The sequence below is a fragment of the Streptomyces sp. NPDC002853 genome (genome assembly GCF_053591915.1).
Genome location: NZ_JBSFUS010000003.1, coordinates 304128 through 319578, shown reverse-complemented (window position 1 = coordinate 319578; position 15451 = coordinate 304128). Strand labels below are relative to the sequence as shown.

The 15451-nt window shown below is 70.0% G+C and carries 16 protein-coding genes; 9 read left to right on the top strand and 7 right to left on the bottom strand.

What is annotated here, in order from left to right; translation table 11 throughout:
- The 3 genes from ACWD02_RS09350 to ACWD02_RS09340 form a co-directional block, all read left to right on the top strand.
- Window positions 1-1575, top strand: a 1575-nt coding sequence (locus ACWD02_RS09350) for a trypsin-like peptidase domain-containing protein (RefSeq protein ID WP_451206572.1), incomplete at its 5' end; no start/stop codon positions are given.
- Window positions 1576-1657: 82 nt separating this feature from the next.
- Window positions 1658-2140 carry a sec-independent translocase gene (locus tag ACWD02_RS09345; RefSeq protein ID WP_451206569.1) on the top strand — a complete coding sequence of 161 codons (483 nt, stop codon included), beginning with the start codon at window positions 1658-1660 and terminating at the stop codon, window positions 2138-2140.
- A gap of 186 nt (window positions 2141-2326) precedes the next feature.
- A complete protein-coding gene (locus ACWD02_RS09340) occupies window positions 2327-3001 on the top strand; it encodes a hypothetical protein (RefSeq protein WP_451206565.1) in 675 nt (224 codons plus the stop codon).
- Between the two features lie 105 nt (window positions 3002-3106).
- Here ACWD02_RS09340 and ACWD02_RS09335 read toward each other — a convergent pair whose 3' ends face one another.
- From ACWD02_RS09335 to ACWD02_RS09325, 3 genes are read right to left on the bottom strand one after another with little or no spacing between them, the layout of a single operon-like run.
- Window positions 3107-4240, bottom strand: coding sequence for an Mrp/NBP35 family ATP-binding protein (locus tag ACWD02_RS09335; protein ID WP_451206562.1), 1134 nt, complete (start codon window positions 4238-4240; stop codon window positions 3107-3109).
- A gap of 44 nt (window positions 4241-4284) precedes the next feature.
- Entirely contained in the window at window positions 4285-4860 is a 576-nt protein-coding gene (locus tag ACWD02_RS09330) for a DUF1003 domain-containing protein (RefSeq protein ID WP_451206559.1), read from the bottom strand.
- Complete coding sequence (locus ACWD02_RS09325; RefSeq protein ID WP_451206556.1) at window positions 4847-6121, bottom strand: magnesium transporter MgtE N-terminal domain-containing protein; 1275 nt, start codon at window positions 6119-6121, stop codon at window positions 4847-4849. Before ACWD02_RS09325 ends, ACWD02_RS09330 begins: the two co-directional genes overlap by 14 nt.
- A gap of 250 nt (window positions 6122-6371) precedes the next feature.
- On the opposite strand from ACWD02_RS09325, the gene ACWD02_RS09320 reads away from it, so the two are divergent.
- Window positions 6372-7091, top strand: a complete 720-nt coding sequence (locus ACWD02_RS09320; protein WP_451207447.1) for a hypothetical protein — start codon at window positions 6372-6374, stop codon at window positions 7089-7091.
- A 23-nt stretch (window positions 7092-7114) separates the two neighbouring features.
- On the opposite strand, the gene ACWD02_RS09315 is transcribed toward ACWD02_RS09320, so the two are convergent.
- Both ACWD02_RS09315 and ACWD02_RS09310 read right to left on the bottom strand, forming a co-directional pair.
- Complete coding sequence (locus tag ACWD02_RS09315) at window positions 7115-7627, bottom strand: hypothetical protein (protein WP_451206553.1); 513 nt, start codon at window positions 7625-7627, stop codon at window positions 7115-7117.
- Window positions 7628-7661: 34 nt separating this feature from the next.
- Complete coding sequence (locus ACWD02_RS09310; protein ID WP_451206550.1) at window positions 7662-8783, bottom strand: magnesium and cobalt transport protein CorA; 1122 nt, start codon at window positions 8781-8783, stop codon at window positions 7662-7664.
- Between the two features lie 471 nt (window positions 8784-9254).
- Here ACWD02_RS09310 and ACWD02_RS09305 point away from each other — a divergent pair, with 471 nt between their 5' ends.
- Window positions 9255-9839 carry a suppressor of fused domain protein gene (locus ACWD02_RS09305; RefSeq protein WP_451206547.1) on the top strand — a complete coding sequence of 195 codons (585 nt, stop codon included), beginning with the start codon at window positions 9255-9257 and terminating at the stop codon, window positions 9837-9839.
- Between the two features lie 73 nt (window positions 9840-9912).
- On the opposite strand, the gene ACWD02_RS09300 is transcribed toward ACWD02_RS09305, so the two are convergent.
- Window positions 9913-11166 carry an MFS transporter gene (locus ACWD02_RS09300; RefSeq protein WP_451206544.1) on the bottom strand — a complete coding sequence of 418 codons (1254 nt, stop codon included), beginning with the start codon at window positions 11164-11166 and terminating at the stop codon, window positions 9913-9915.
- A 160-nt stretch (window positions 11167-11326) separates the two neighbouring features.
- On the opposite strand from ACWD02_RS09300, the gene ACWD02_RS09295 reads away from it, so the two are divergent.
- From ACWD02_RS09295 to ACWD02_RS09285, 3 genes are all read left to right on the top strand, one after another.
- Window positions 11327-11968, top strand: a complete 642-nt coding sequence (locus ACWD02_RS09295) for a DUF6758 family protein (RefSeq protein ID WP_451206542.1) — start codon at window positions 11327-11329, stop codon at window positions 11966-11968.
- Window positions 11969-12257: 289 nt separating this feature from the next.
- Entirely contained in the window at window positions 12258-13133 is an 876-nt protein-coding gene (locus tag ACWD02_RS09290; protein ID WP_451206539.1) for a PHP domain-containing protein, read from the top strand.
- Between the two features lie 124 nt (window positions 13134-13257).
- A complete protein-coding gene (locus ACWD02_RS09285; protein WP_451206536.1) occupies window positions 13258-13863 on the top strand; it encodes a MarC family protein in 606 nt (201 codons plus the stop codon).
- A 203-nt stretch (window positions 13864-14066) separates the two neighbouring features.
- On the opposite strand, the gene ACWD02_RS09280 is transcribed toward ACWD02_RS09285, so the two are convergent.
- Window positions 14067-14219 (bottom strand): hypothetical protein, encoded by a 153-nt coding sequence (locus ACWD02_RS09280; RefSeq protein WP_167829028.1) that lies wholly within the window; start codon window positions 14217-14219, stop codon window positions 14067-14069.
- Window positions 14220-14419: 200 nt separating this feature from the next.
- On the opposite strand from ACWD02_RS09280, the gene ACWD02_RS09275 reads away from it, so the two are divergent.
- Entirely contained in the window at window positions 14420-15343 is a 924-nt protein-coding gene (locus ACWD02_RS09275; protein WP_451207444.1) for an NYN domain-containing protein, read from the top strand.
- Window positions 15344-15451 lie beyond the last annotated feature (108 nt).

Genomic DNA, 15451 nt, shown 5'->3' with positions numbered 1-15451 from the left:
CACGGCACGCAGCACCCGGCGGCGACCCCGGCTCACGGCACGCAGCACTCGGGGGCGACCCCGGCTCACGGCACGCAGCACTCGGGGGCGACCCCGGCTCACGGCACGCAGCACTCGGGGGCGACCCCGACCCACGGCACGCAGCACTCGGGGGCGACCCCGACCCACGGCACGCAGCTCCCGGCGGCCACCCACGGGGGCACTCCGTCTCCGGGCACCCCTCCGCACGGCACCCCGAGCCCCGCTCCGACCCCCGCGCACGACATCACCCCCCAGCCCCACCCGGGCCCGCAGCCCCAAGCCCATTCCCAGCCCCACCCGGGCCCGCAGCCCCAAGCTCATTCCCAGCCCCACCCGGCCCCGCAGCCTCACCCCCAGCCCGATCCGCCCCGCCGGTCCTATGACCCCTGGAACGCGCCCCTCCAGCAGAGCGGTGCCGTACCCGTCGATGTGGCGAAGCAGAAGAGGCAGGCGCGGCGGCTTGTTCTGGTCGGGATCGTCGTCATCACCCTCGTGGCGGGCGGGATCGGTGGCGCCATCGGGGCCTATGTCGAGCGGAACGCCGGGGTGTCCGACATCGAGCTGCCGCAGGCGGACTCGCAGGACAAGGCCCGGGCCAAGGACAGCGTCGCCGGGATCGCGGCGAGCTCGCTGCCCGGCGTCGTGACGCTGCACGTCAGCGGCGACGAGGCGCAAGGCACCGGCACCGGCTTCGTGCTGGACGGCAAGGGCCACATCCTCACCAACAACCACGTCGTCGAGCCCGCGGGCACAGGCGGCGAGATATCGGTGACGTTCAGCGGCGGAGAGACCGCCAAGGCGGAGGTCATCGGGCGCGACGCCGGTTACGACCTCGCCGTGGTCAAGGTCTCCGGCGTACGCGGACTCAAGCCGCTGCCCCTCGGCAACTCGGAGAACGTGCAGGTGGGCGACCCCGTGGTCGCCATAGGAGCCCCCTTCGACCTGGCCAACACCGTCACCTCCGGCATCATCAGCGCCAAGGAGCGTCCCATCACCGCCGGCGGCGAGAAGGGCGACGGCAGCGACGTCAGCTACGTCGACGCGCTGCAGACCGACGCCCCCATCAACCCCGGAAACTCCGGCGGCCCGCTGGTCGACTCCCAGGGCCGCGTCATCGGCATCAACAGCGCCATCCGGTCCGCCGACGACAGCTCGGCCCCCGGCGGCGGCCAGGCGGGTTCCATCGGCCTCGGCTTCGCCATCCCCATCAACCAGGGCAAGCGCGTCGCCGAAGAGCTGATCAACACCGGCAAGGCCACGCACCCTGTGATCGGCGTCACGCTCGACATGGAGTACACGGGCGACGGCGCCCGCGTCGGCGAGAAGGGCAAGGACGGCGGCCCCGCCGTGAACAAGGGCGGACCGGGCGACCGCGCCGGCATCGAGCCCGGCGACGTCATCACCGCGGTGGACGGCCGGCGCATCCACTCCGGCGACGAACTCATCGTCAAGATCCGCGCCCATCGGCCCAAGGATCGCCTTGAACTGACCGTTCAGCGAGCAGGAAAGGACCGGAAAGTGACGCTCGTGCTCGGTGCGTCGGACGGGAACTGATCCACGGCTGTCGCCCAGCGGCTACCGGACGGACAGGAACGCCGGGTACCGTGGACCCGGTCCGGATGGCAAGGAGCTCAAGGTGTTCTCAGACATTGGCCCGCTCGAGGTAGTGGCGCTGGTCATCCTCGCCGTGCTCGTTTTCGGCCCGGACAAGCTGCCCAAGCTCATTCAGGACGCCTCGCGGACCATTCGTAAGATCCGTGAATTCTCGGACAGCGCCAAGGCGGACATCCGCAGTGAACTCGGCCCGGAATTCAAGGACTTCGAGTTCGAGGACCTGAATCCGAAGACCTTCATCCGCAAGCAGCTCGACAACGACGAGCTCGGCCTGAAGGAAATCCGGAACGGCTTCGACCTGAAGAAGGAGATGGCCGAGGTCACGGACGCCGTGCACGGGCGGGAGAGTGAATCCTCCGACGGTGCGACCGGCAAGGACAGCACGTCCGACGCGGGCGGCGGCCGCATCGACATGGCCAAGAACGACGGTCGTATCGACATGGACAAGAAGCCCGAGAAGGCCGCGCCCGCCGACCACCCGCCGTTCGACGCGGACGCCACCTGACCTCCTCCGCGGTACCCCCGGCGCGCCCCTGAGCACGCCCCTCGGCACGCCTCCCGAGTCACCCGACCGCCGACCGGTGTCCCAGCTTCCGGAACGGGTGTGGCTATCCTGCCTTGTTGTCCGGCTGAGGACGCCCGAGGGGGGCGGGCCCTGCGGACCGATGAGAAAGAGGAGGCGGCCGGGTACATGGAGACGACAAGTCGCGTAGGCGCACAGGCGCCGGCCGCGGACGGCACCGCACAGGCGATGCCCTCCGCCCGGCGCACGGTCGACAGCTATCTGCTGGCGCCCTTCCCCTGGTACGGCCTCGACGAGGCCTTCACGGGCGAGCGCTGGCTGATGCAGGTCGGCACCGCCGCGGACGGCACGGTGGAGCACGGCTCCATCGGGCACGGCGATGAGCCGTCGGTACGGAGTGACGGGCCCTTCGGCAACAACGACAAGGAGCGCTTCGCGGCCGTGGTGACCGTCGCGGCCAACCCGGTGCGGCGCAGCCCGGACGGCACGGGCCTGCTCGAGGCGACGTCGGTGTCGTCCGCGGCCTGGCTCGCCGGAGTGGGGCTGCTGACCTTCACCTGGCCCAGCCAGATGGACCACAGCCTGCGCGACGACTGGCTGGACCAGCAGACCGAGACGGCCTGGGTCCTCGCGGACGATCTGCAGGGCGAGGACTGGTCGACGCTCTCGCTCCCGGTGGACGGGGTGCCGACCTCGTTCCACTACCGCGAGTCCGAGTTCGGCTGGGTGCTCGCCGGGTCCACGGAGGGAGGCGTCCACCTGGGTGCCTACGGCCGCGGCATGAGCGCGTACGGCCTGGGCTTCTCCGTGGTCAAGGACATCCACGACTACGCGGCAGGCTGATACGCGGGCCGGCTGGACCGGCCGCCGCACACACATACGCCGATGGGGGCGCCGCTCATGACGAGCGGCGCCCCCATCGGCGTACGGCAGGAGCCCGGGAGGGCCTCAGAACTTGTTGCGCGGGGTGATCCCCAGGGTCATGCCCGCGAGGCCGCGCTGGCGGCCGCCCAGCTTGCCCGCGATCGTGCGCAGCGCCGAGCCCGCCGGGGAGTCCGGGTCCGTCAGGACGACCGGCTTGCCCTCGTCGCCGCCCTCGCGCAGGCGGACGTCGATCGGGATGGAGCCGAGGACCGGGACGTTGGCACCCGTGGTCTTCGTGAGGCCCTCGGCGACGCGCTGGCCGCCGCCCGTGCCGAAGACGTCGACCATCTCGCCGCAGTGCGGGCAGGGCAGGCCCGCCATGTTCTCGACGACGCCGACGATCTTCTGGTGGGTCTGCACCGCGATGGAGCCCGCGCGCTCGGCGACCTCGGCCGCCGCCTGCTGGGGCGTCGTCACGACGAGGATCTCGGCGTTCGGGACCAGCTGCGCGACGGAGATCGCGATGTCGCCGGTGCCCGGGGGCAGGTCGAGGAGCAGGACGTCCAAGTCGCCCCAGAAGACGTCCGCGAGGAACTGCTGGAGGGCGCGGTGGAGCATCGGGCCGCGCCACACGACCGGGGCGTTGCCCGGCGTGAACATGCCGATCGAGATGACCTTCACGCCGTGCGCCGACGGCGGCATGATCATGTCCTCGACCTGGGTGGGCTTGCCGTCCGCGCCCAGCATCCGCGGCACGGAGTGGCCGTAGATGTCCGCGTCCACGACGCCGACCTTCAGGCCGTCCGCCGCCATCGCGGCCGCCAGGTTCACCGTCACCGAGGACTTGCCGACGCCGCCCTTGCCGGACGCGACGGCGTAGACACGGGTCAGGGAGCCGGGCTTGGCGAAGGGGACCTCGCGCTCGGCGGTGCCGCCGCGCAGGGCGCTCGCCAGCTCCTTGCGCTGCTCGTCGCTCATCACGTCGAGGGTGACGTCGACGCGCGCGACGCCCTCGACGGCGGCGACCGCGTCGGTCACGTTCTTCGTGATGGTCTCGCGCATCGGGCACCCGGAGACCGTGAGGTACACGGTGACCGCCACCACCCCGTCAGGGGAGATGTCTACCGATTTGACCATCCCCAACTCGGTGATGGGTCGATGGATCTCGGGGTCGTTCACCGTCGCCAGTGCTTCACGCACCGCGTCTTCCGTAGCCATAAGACCGATAGTACGGCGCGGTAACCCCGCCCCGGAAAGAGCCGTCAACGGTCGCCTACGTCACGCCCGCCGCTCTCCTCGGCCGGGAATACGACGCGATGGCCCCTGCGCTGCTCCTCCAGCTCCTTGACCAGGTCCTGGAGTTCGCTGCGGATCCAGTCGCGGGTGGCCACTTCGCCGAGGCCCATGCGCAGCGAGGCGATCTCACGGCTCAGATATTCGGTGTCCGCGATGGACCGCTCGTTCTGTTTGCGGTCCTGTTCGAGATTGACCCGGTCCCGGTCGTCCTGCCGGTTCTGCGCCAGCAGGATCAGGGGCGCCGCGTACGACGCCTGGAGGGAGAGCGCGAGGGTCAGGAACAGGAAGGGGAACGGGTCGAAGCGCAGCACCTCGGGTGCCCAGACGTTCCAGGCCACCCAGACGATGATCGTGACCGTCATCCAGACGATGAAGCGCCCCGTGCCCAGGAACCGCGCGATCCGCTCCGAGAGCCGCCCGAACGCCTCGGGGTCGTACTCCGGCAGGAACTTGCGGCGCGGCGGCCGCGGCTGGTCGAGCCGGAAACGGGGAGCGGTCCGCTGCTCGGCGCGGTTGTCCCGCTCGCGGTCAGCCGGTGGCACGCGGCGCCTCCTCCTGGTGGAACTCGGTCTCGCGCCAGTCGTTCGGCAGCATGTGGTCGAGCACGTCGTCGACGGTGACCGCGCCGAGCAGCGAGCCGCCCTCGTCGACGACGGGGGCCGCCACCATGTCGTACGTGGCGAAGAACCCGGCGACCTGCGGCAGCGCGGTCTCCGGCGCCAGTGTCTGCAGATCGTCGTCGAGGATCGAGCTGACCAGTGTGTACGGCGGATCGCGCAGGAGCCGCTGGAAGTGCACGGTGCCCAGGTACTTGCCGGTCGGGGTCTCGTCCGGCGGGCGGCACACGTAGACCTGCGCGGCAAGGGCGGGGGACAGGTCCTGCTGGCGCACCCGCGCCAGGGCGTCGGCGACCGTGGCGTCCGGCCTGAGCACGATCGGCTCGGTCGTCATCAGGCCGCCCGCGGTGCGCTCCTCGTACGCCATCAGACGCCGTACGTCGGCGGCGTCGTCCGGCTGCATCAGCGTGAGCAGCCGTTCCTTGTCCTCTTCGGGGAGCTCGGCGAGCAGGTCGGCGGCGTCGTCCGGGTCCATCGCCTCCAGGACGTCGGCGGCGCGCTCCTCCTTGAGCTTGCCGAGGATCTCGATCTGGTCGTCCTCGGGGAGCTCTTCGAGGACGTCGGCGAGCCGGTCGTCGTCGAGGGCGGCCGCGACCTCGGCGCGCCGCTTCGGCGACAGGTGGTGCAGGACGTTGGCGAGGTCGGCGGGGCGCAGCTGTTCGAAGGTGGCGAGCAGGCTCTCGGCGCCCTGCCCGTGCTCCTCCAGAGAGAAGCCGTCGACGGCCGACCACTCGACGGTCAGCGTCTCCCCCTTGCGCCGGAAGGTTCCGCCTTTCCCCTTCCGCACGAAGACCCGGTCGATCTCCCAGTCACGGCGTGCCGGCAGCTGCTGCACCGCCACGTCGAGGACCGTGACCTCCTCGTCCGACTCGACGAGCCTGACCCGCCGGTCGAGCATCTCGCCGAGCACGAGCCGCTCGGTGGGCCGCTGCTCGAAGCGCCGCACGTTCAGTACGCCGGTCGTGATGACCTGGCCCGACTCGATGCCCGTCACCCGGGTCATGGGCAGGAAGATGCGGCGCCGCGTGGACAGCTCGACGACGAGACCGAGAAGGCGCGGCGGCCTGCGCTGCACCCGGAGCGTCGCGACCAGGTCGCGCACCCGGCCCACCTGGTCGCCGTTCGGGTCGAAGACGGCGGTACCGGCCAGATGTGACACGAAGACCCGGGAGGCGCTTGCCGCCATTGCACGCCCCCTCCTCTGCTCGCGACCTTTTCATGTCGTTCTGTCAGGCAATGCGGGCTTCAGGCTAGCCCGTCCCGGTCGGATACGCCCCGGCGGAGCGTCCGGCCGGACTGGCGACAATCTACCTAGTCAGCACGGGTACGCTGCCGTACTGCCGTAGCCGTAGCCGTCGTCCCCACGAGAGGCAGCGCCCCCTGTGTCAGCGATTCTCCCGGTCCGCCGTATCCGCAAGACGGCACTCGTGAGCGCGATGTGCGCGGGTCTCGTCCTGGCGGTCACCGGTCTGACCGGGTGCAGCAGCGAAGAGGATCCGGACGCGGGCACGAACGGCATCGGCAAATTCTCCGCCGCGAAGATCCAGAGCAAGTCCCGCGCTGCGGCCGACGCGGCACCCGCGGTGCGGCTCTCGGGCACGCTGGTCAGCAAGGGCCACACGTACAAGCTCGACATGCGGCTCAAGGACGAGGGCGGCAGCGGCTCGGTCACCTCGAAGGGCGAGACCTTCCAGCTGCTGCGCGTCGGCAAGCAGCTCTTCCTGATGGCCGACAGCACCTTCTGGACCCACGAGGACGCCAAGGGCGGCGAGAAGCCCGGCAAGGCGGACGAGCTCGCCGCGGCGAAGCTCGACGGCAAGTACGTGAAGGTCCCCGAGGAAGACGCGTCCTACCAGCAGCTGAGCGGCTTCACCGACAAGGACCTTCTCCTGGAGGGCATGCTCACCCTGCACGGCGCACTCGCCACCGGCGAGCGCGGCACGACCTCGGGCAACCCCAGCATCAAGATCACCGGCGACAAGGGCGCGGGCGGCACCCTGGACGTCTCCCTGAAGGGCAAGCCCTACCCGCTGCGCCTGCAGCGCGCGGGCGACGCGGGCACGCTCCGGCTCAGCGACTGGGGCAGGGACTTCACCCTGGAGGAGCCCGCCAAGGACGAGATGGTGGACTACGGCGAGCAGCTGCCCGACTCGTAGGAGCCCGTTCTTCCGGGGGCCGGTCAGCCCCGCCGCTTCTTCCGCTTGAACAGCAGCCGGGGCAGCGCCTCGGGCACCGGCTTGCGGGTGGTCGCCCCGGTCGGCAGGGGCGGGGCCGCGAGTGAGCCGTCGGGCAGGTCGGTGATCGTGTCCTGCGGGGTGAGCCGCACCACCCGGCACTCGTCCGCCCAGCGCTGCGGCATTTGCTCTCCGTCGGGCGCGTTCAGCCGCTTCCCCTTGAGCTCGGCGACGGCCGCCTCCCACGCCTCGGAGCGCGGCGCGAGCTCGGTCACCTTCGCCGTCCAGGCGATGAGCCGGCCGCCCTTGTCCTTGCTGCGTACGGTCACTTCGGCGGTGCCGCCGTCGACGAGACCCGGCAGCGGCTGCTCACCGGGGCCGTCACCGATGAGGCACGCCGCACCCTCGTGCCACACGTGCCACAGGGCACGGGCAGGTCCTTCGCCGCGCACCCAGATGAGACCGGACTTCTTGGTGGCCTCCTCGACGAGGGCCTGGGCGAGCAGCGTGTCTGTCATGCGCGCAGCCTATCGAGCCGTCCGGCGCCCGCGCCTAGAGCCAGCCGTTGCGCTTCAGGGTGCGGTGGATGGTGTAGCAGGCCCCGGCGATGAGACCGAGCACCATCGGGTAGCCGAACCGCCAGTGCAGCTCGGGCATGTGGTCGAAGTTCATGCCGTAGACCCCGCAGACCGCCGTCGGCACGGCGATGATCGCCGCCCAGGAGGTGATCTTGCGCATGTCCTCGTTCTGCGCGACCGCGGCCTGCGCGAGGTTGGCCTGGAGGATCGAGTTGAGCAGTTCGTCGAAGCCGACGACCTGCTCCTGGACGCGGGCCAGGTGGTCGGCGACGTCGCGGAAGTACTTCTGGATGTCCGGGTCGACCAGGCGCATCGGCCGCTCGCTCAGCAGCAGCATGGGCCGCAGCAGCGGGGAGACGGCCCGCTTGAACTCCAGGACCTCTCGCTTGAGCTGGTAGATCCGCCCGGCGTCGACACCGCGCGCGGAGCCCTTGCCCTTGCTCGGGGCGGAGAACACCTCGGTCTCGACCTCGTCGATGTCGTCCTGCATGGCGTCGGCCACCGCGAGATAACCGTCGACGACGTGGTCGGCGATGGTGTGCAGGACGGCGGAAGGACCCTTGGCGAGGAGCTCGGGCTCCTCCTGGAGCCGGCGCCGCAGGCCGCGCAGCGAGCCGTGGCCGCCGTGCCGCACGGTGATGAAGAAGTCCCGCCCGGTGAAGCACATCACCTCGCCGGTCTCCACGATCTCGCTGGTGGCGGTGAGTTCGGCGTGCTCCACGTAGTGAATGGTCTTGAAGACGGTGAAGAGCGTGTCGTCGTAACGCTCCAGCTTGGGCCGCTGGTGCGCGTGCACCGCGTCCTCGACGGCGAGCGGGTGCAGCCCGAACTCCGCGGCGATACCGGCGAATTCGGCCTCGGTCGGCTCGTGCAGACCGATCCAGGCGAAGCCGCCGTCGCGACGCACCTGGAGCATCGCCTCGTGCGGCGTGAGCGTGTCGTCGCAGGCGGCGCGGCGGCCGTCGCGGTAGACGGCGCAGTCGACGACGGCGGAGGCGGCGGTGGGGTCGCGCGTCGTGTCGTACGAGCTGTAGGTGCTGCCGTCCTTGCGGAGCGAGGGGCGGACGGCGGCGCGAAGGTCACGGATCATCGACATGGGCAGGCTCCTTCGACGGAGGCGGCCTGCGACGGTTGGAACTACCCGGAATGGGGACGTCCTGCTGAGGATGTTTGGCACGTCCACAAAGCGGGGAGCACCGCACCATCGCGGTGGCAGCTTCGCTACTGACTCAGATCAGGGAACACAGAGAGATCAGGTGGAAACGAAGTGCTCTTCCGTCGCACGCGAGCACGGGGAGTGCTGGCGCACAGTGGCAGCTACAGGGCTGCGTGAGGTGTCAGACGGAAGAACGGGTGGTACTGCACGGTCGACTTCGATCCATGGCAGCCCCACCTCCTCCGGCCGGTCCCCCGTAGGGGAAGTCCCAAGCGCGTAGCGCGCCAAGTCATCTGCCCGGGCTTGAAAGCGCGCTCTGCGTGCTGCCCGGAACCAGCGGCCAACACTATCAGCCGACTGAAGTGTCAAGCCCCGTCTTTACCCGCCACTGACGAGTTCTATGCTCGCTTCATGGCTGATGTTCTTGCTCTGGTCGAGGCCCGTCTCCGCACCGGCCTCGGTGAACCGGACGCCCGCGCCGCGGTGACCTTCCTCGGCACCGACCGCGTCGAAGTGCTGCGTTTCACGGACGGGGACCTGGTCAGGTACGCCACCCTCGGCATGTCGGCCCAGCCGATGGCCGACCCCACCGCCGCTCTTGCGGACCCGGTCAAGGGCCCGCGCGCGGAGCTGGTCCTCACGGTGCGGGGCGGGATCGCCGACACGGACAAGGTGCTGCGCCCGCTCGCCGTACTGGCCGCGTCGCCGCAGGTCGAGGGTCTGATCGTGGCTCCCGGAGCCTCGCTCGACACTGGTGAACCCCTGTGGCCCGGCGCGCAGTTCACGTCGGTGCTCGTCGCGGAGCCCGGCGGCCTGGTGGAGGACCTGGAGCTCGACGAGCCGATGGACCCCGTACAGTTCCTGCCGCTGCTGCCCATGACGCCGAACGAGGGTGCGTGGAAGCGCGTGCACGGCGCGGGGGCCCTGCAGGAGCGCTGGTTGAACAGCGGGACGGACCTGCGCGATCCGCTGCGCAAGTCCGTGTCCCTGGACTGAAGCCCCTCGACGGGCATACAGGGGGCCCCTCGACGGGCAAACAGGGGGCCTCTCAACGGGCATACGGAGGCCCTCAGTTGGCGAATACGGTGACGCCGTCCTCCGTCGCGTGCTTCGGTTCCAGCTCCTCGGCCTCGTGCGCCAGGGAGTCCTTGCGGACCCAGACCACGGCCGCACCGAGCACCGCCGTGACGGCCGCCACCACGAAGGGGATGTGGATGTTGCTCCACTCCTCGATCTTCGGGGCGAAGAACGGGGCGGCGGCTGCCGCGAACCACCGGACGAAGTTGTAGCCGGCGCTGGCCACCGGGCGCGGCGCGTCCGAGACGCCGAGCGCGAGTTCGGTGTAGACGGTGTTGTTCACGCCGATGAAGGCGCCGGACAGGATCGTGCAGACGATGGCCGTGGCGTGGTTGCCGTACCCGAGCACCAGCACGTCCGCCGCGAGCAGCACGAGCGAGCCGCCGAGCACCTTCAGCGAGCCGAACCTCGCCTGCAGCCGAGGCGCCACGAGCACCGAGAAGACCGCGAGCAGCAGCCCCCAGGCGAAGAAGATCGCACCCGACTTGTACGGGGTCATGTTCAGCACGAACGGCGTGAAGGCCAGGACCGTGAAGAACGTGTAGTTGTAGAAGAACGCGGAGGCGGCGGCCGACGCGAGCCCGCCGTGACCGAGGGCCTTGATCGGCGCCAGCAGGGACGTCTTCTCCGCGGGCTTCGGCTGCTCCTTCAGGAACGCCGTGATGCACAGGAAGCCGACCGCCATCAGGACGGCCGTGCCGAAGAACGGGTAGCGCCAGCTCGCGTTGCCGAGCACCGCGCCGAGCAGCGGCCCGCACGCCATGCCGAGGCCGAGCGCCGACTCGTAGAGCAGGATCGCGGCGGCGCTGCCGCCGGCCGCCGCGCCGACGATGACGGCCAGCGCCGTCGACACGAAGAGCGCGTTGCCAAGGCCCCACCCCGCGCGGAACCCGACCAGTTCGCCGACCGACCCCGAGGTGCCGGCGAGCCCCGCGAAGACCACGACGAGCGCGAGGCCGAGCAGCAGCGTCTTCTTGCCGCCGATCCGGCTGGAGACGAACCCGGTCACCAGCATCGCGACGGCGGTGATCAGGAAGTACGAGGTGAAGAGCAGGGAGACCTGGCTGGCGGAGGCGTCCAGGCCCTTGGCGATGGAGGGGAGGATCGGGTCGACGAGCCCGATGCCCATGAACGCGACGACGGACGCACCGGCGGTGGCCCAGACAGCCTTCGGCTGACGCAGAAGGCTGGTCGCTCCCTCGTCGAACGGGTCCCCTCCGGCGGGACCTCCTGTGCTGCTGCTCATGCCTGCTCCTTCGCGGCTTCCTTCGAGATCGTTGACCTATACACATATTAGTTAGCCAAGCTAAAAGATGCAAGCTACATCTAGTTTCCCCTGATGACAGGGCCACCGGACGGGTGATCGTCCTTGACGGGGCGACGACCGGGGAGGACCGTTGGTCGTTATGAGGGGCGAACCCAGTTGCCCGAAGTGTGGTGGCCGGGTCAGGGCTCCCGGCCTCTTTGCCGACTCCTGGCAGTGCGATGTGCACGGGACGGTGCATCCGCTGCAACCTGTGATCCCGCCGAGCGTCGAGGCGCTCCAGGTCGTGGTGCATCGCGCGCAGGTGCCGGTCTGGATGCCGTGGCCGCTGCCGGTCGGCTGGCTGTTCACGGGTGTGGTCTGCGCGGGCGACGACCGCAGCGGCGGCCGTGCCACCGCGGTGGCCTGTTCGGGGCCCGCGCCGCTCGGCGGCATGGGCGAGCTGGTCCTGGTCGCCGAGGAGCTCGGCGTCGGTCTCGGCGCGCGGTATGCCGGAGTCGACGGCCCGGACCCCGGCCCCTACCTGAACGTGGAGAAGCCGCCGCAGGCCAAGCTGCTCGCGGCAGGCAGGCCGACCCCGATGTGGCATGTGGCGGGCACGCCGGACGACCGCGCGGTCTTCGCGGGCGAGGCGCGCGGCCTGTGGCTGTGGGCGATCGCGTGGCCGGAGCAGTCGGGACTGTTGATGTACGACGAGCTGGTCCTCACCGATCTGCGGGACGCGGGCGCGGAGGTGGACCTGCTGCCTTGTGGGGCGCTTTCGCCGCGGATTTTGGGGCCTTGAGTTCGGGGGCTCAGTGCTGAGTGCTGTTCTGAGCGCTGGGTTCTGAGCTCTGGGTTCTGAGCTCTGGGTTCTGAGCTCTGGGTTCTGAGTTCTGAGTTCTGGGTGGGTGCGACGGGCTTCCCTGGGGCGTCCAGTGAGGGGGGTCTCCCTCAGGGGCGGGCGGTGGAGCGGTTGAGTCCCGTTATCCTTGAGCGTCCCCCTTGCGACCATCCCTCGTGGACCGGTCCGCCTCGCCCCGCCCCGTCCCGCCCCGCCCCGTCCCGTCCCGACAGAGCCTGGAGTCCGCGTCGTGCGCATCGACCTGCACACCCACTCCACCGCCTCCGACGGCACGGACACCCCGGCGCAGTTGGTGCGCAACGCAGCCGCCGCCGGACTCGACGTCGTCGCGCTCACGGACCACGACACCACCCGCGGGTACGCGGAGGCCCTCGCGGCCATGGAAGGGCTCGACCGGGGTCTCACCCTCGTCACGGGCGCCGAACTCTCCTGCCGCCTCGACGGCGTGGGCCTGCACATGCTGGCCTACCTCTTCGACCCCGACGAGCCGGAGCTCGCCCGTGAGCGCGAGCTCGTGCGCGACGACCGGGTGCCCCGCGCGAAGGCGATGATCGGCAAACTCCGTGAGCTCGGCGTCCCGGTCACCTGGGAGCAGGTCGCGCGCATCGCGGGCGACGGCTCGGTCGGCCGCCCGCACATCGCCGAGGCACTGGTGGAGCTGGGCGTCGTGCCCACCGTCTCGGACGCCTTCACGGAGGACTGGCTCGCCGACGGCGGCCGTGCGTACGCCGAGAAGCACGAGCTGGACCCCTTCGACGCGATCCGCCTGGTCAAGGCCGCGGGCGGCGTCACCGTCTTCGCCCACCCGGCAGCCGTCAAGCGCGGCCAGGTGGTGCCGGAGACCGCGATCGCGGCGCTGGCCGCCGCCGGCCTCGACGGTGTCGAGGCCGACCACATGGACCACGACCCGGCCACCCGCACCCGGCTGCACGGCCTCGCCGCGGACCTCGGCCTGCTCGCCACCGGGTCGAGCGACTACCACGGCAGCCGCAAGACCTGCGTGCTCGGGGAGTTCACCACCGACCCCGAGATCTACGGGGAGATCACGCGGCGCGCGACCGGGGCGTTCCCGGTACCGGGCGCGGGCGGACGCGCCGGCGCCTAGCGCTCACTACCCCGCCCCTCCTCCCTCCCTCTCCTCCCTCCCCGCTCTCTCCTCACTTCGTCCCACTTGTCCGCCGCGCCCGTGCGGCATTTTCGTACGCTCACTTCACTGCAAGGCCATCACTGTGTTCGACGTCGCCGTCTTCGGCTCCCTCTTCCTCACCCTTTTTGTGATCATGGATCCCCCTGGGATCACGCCGATCTTCCTCGGACTCACCTCGGGTCGCCCCGCCAAGGTGCAGAAGAAGATGGCCTTCCAGGCCGTCTGTGTCGCCTTCGGCGTCATCGCGGTCTTCGGTGTCCTGGGGCACCAGATCCTCGACTATCTGCATGTCTCCGTCCCCGCGTTGATGATCGCGGGCGGTCTGCTGCTCCTGCTGATCGCGCTCGACCTGCTCACCGGCAAGACGGACGAGCCGAAGCAGACCAAGGACGTGAACGTCGCCCTCGTACCGCTCGGCATGCCGCTGCTCGCGGGGCCCGGCGCGATCGTCTCCGTCATCCTGGCCGTCCAGGACGCCGACAGCGTCGGCACGCAGATCTCCGTGTGGGCGGCGATCGTGGCGATGCACGTCGTGCTGTGGCTGGTGATGCGTTACTCGCTGCTGATCATCCGGGTCATCAAGGACGGCGGCGTGGTCCTGGTGACACGGCTCGCGGGCATGATGCTGTCCGCGATTGCGGTGCAGCAGATCATCAACGGCGTGACCCAGGTGATCAACGGCGCCTAGGGTGCCGGGCTCCCTGCTCCCGCCCCGGGGCGGGAGTGTTCGGACCCGTCTAACCGTGCCCGTGCCCGGGCACGGGGGCATGCGGATGCGCGAACATATGGGTGTGCGGGCATGCCAAGGGCCCCCGTACCAAAGGTGTACGGGGGCCCTTCAACCTGTGTGCGCGCACTCGGTGCGCGCCAACTTATGCGTGCAACCTGGCGTTACGAGGCCGGGGATTCGGCCGGTCGGATATAGATGCGCTGGCCGATCGCTGCGGCCTGCTGCACGATCCGATTGACGGAGGCGGCGTCTACGACGGTCCGGTCCACGGCGGCGCCGTCGACGTCGTCGAGTCGCATGATTTCGAAGCGCATAAGGCTTCTCCCTTCGTCTGGTCATCCTCCTGAAGGAGAACTACTGGTGTGGTGGCCACCGGGACAGCTGTGTCCGGCGTGCCATACGGGTACAACGAGTTGCCCCCAGCAAACATTCCCTACGCTAAGGAAATTTTTCGACAGACTAATTACTCACGAGTAGCGGAACCGGTTGTGTTCGCTGCGTGACCAACGGGACAATGGCACCGATGAACGACGAGATCGAGATCAGCACTCAGATCAGTGCTCAGATGGAGCGCGCCAACAACCTCCTCGAGCGCATGCTCGCCGAGGTGGCGAAGACGCCGTCCACGCACGCGATCTTCGTCGACGCCGGATACGTGTACGCCGCGGCGGGGCGGCTCGCGGTCGGCACCGAGGACCGGCGCGCCTTCGACCTGGACGCGGAGGGGCTGATCGAGGCGTTCATCGACAAGGCCCGCACGATCTTCGCGGACAGCCGTCTGCTGCGCGTCTACTGGTACGACGGTGCGCGGCGCCGCATCCACACGGTGGAGCAGCAGTCGATCGCGGAGCTCCCCGACGTCAAGGTCCGCCTGGGAAACCTGAACGCGAACAACCAGCAGAAGGGCGTGGATTCCCTCATCCGGTCGGATCTGGAGTCACTCGCCCGGCATCGCGCCATCAGCGACGCGGCACTCATCGGCGGCGACGAGGACCTGGTCTCGGCGGTGGAGGCGGCGCAGGGGTACGGCGCGCGGGTGCATCTGTGGGGCATCGAGGCCGCCGAGGGCCGCAACCAGGCGGAGCCGCTGCTGTGGGAGGTCGACAGCCAGCGCACGTTCGACCTCGACTTCTTCAAGCCGTACGTGTCCCGGCGCTCGGTCACGACGTACGCGACGTACGAGGGCGCGGGCACGCCGCGGCCCGCGCGCGAGGACGTGCGTTTCGTGGGCGCGCAGATCGCCGCCAAATGGCTGGCCGCGCGGGGGCGTGCGGCGCTGGTGGACCTGCTGCCGGGGCATCCGTACCTGCCCGGGTCCGTGGATCAGGAGCTCTTGGTGGAGGCCGAGAAGCTGCTCGCGTACTCGCTGCGGGGGCAGTCGGATCTGCGGCGGGCGCTGCGGGACGGGTTCTGGGAGCATCTGCAGACGCAGTACTAGGTGGTCGATCGGCGCTGGTCGCTCGGTGCTGGGCGCTCGGCGCTGGCTGCTCGGCGCTGGTCGCTCGGCGGCTGCTTGCCGATGCTGATTGCGTTGCTGTTGGCTGCG